The 352-nt window shown below is 67.9% G+C and carries 1 protein-coding gene; it reads left to right on the top strand.

Going from position 1 to position 352, the window contains the following annotated elements; all coding sequences use genetic code 11:
• Positions 1 to 14: 14 nt before the first annotated feature.
• A partial coding sequence (locus NVV99_RS26415; protein ID WP_260783290.1) for a DEAD/DEAH box helicase family protein occupies positions 15 to 352 on the top strand: 338 nt, incomplete at its 3' end.

Here is a 352-nt window from a genome sequence, read left to right as displayed (position 1 = left end):
ACCAGGCCGCCGCCGTGACACGGTTCCTGCACGACGAGACGATCCTGCTCGACCACGTGGTCGGGGCCGGCAAGACCTTGACGATCACCGCCTCGTGCATGGAAGCCAAACGGCTCGGGCAGATCCGCCAGCCGTGGATCGTGGTGCCCAATCACCTGCTCGGGCAGTGGTCGGTCGAGGCCCGCGACGCCTATCCGAACGCGAACATCCTCGTCGCCGCCGACCTGGACGGGCGCGATGACCGGCAACGCTTCGTCGGGCAGAGCGCCGTCGGGGACTGGGACCTGGTGATCGTGCCGCAGTCGGTGTTCAGTCGCATCGCCATGCGCCGCGAAGCGCAGATCGAGTACCT

This window comes from Rhodococcus sp. PAE-6 (assembly GCF_025290685.1).
Lineage (GTDB): Bacteria > Actinomycetota > Actinomycetes > Mycobacteriales > Mycobacteriaceae > Rhodococcus > Rhodococcus pyridinivorans.
This window is presented reverse-complemented; position numbering and strand designations above follow the sequence as displayed.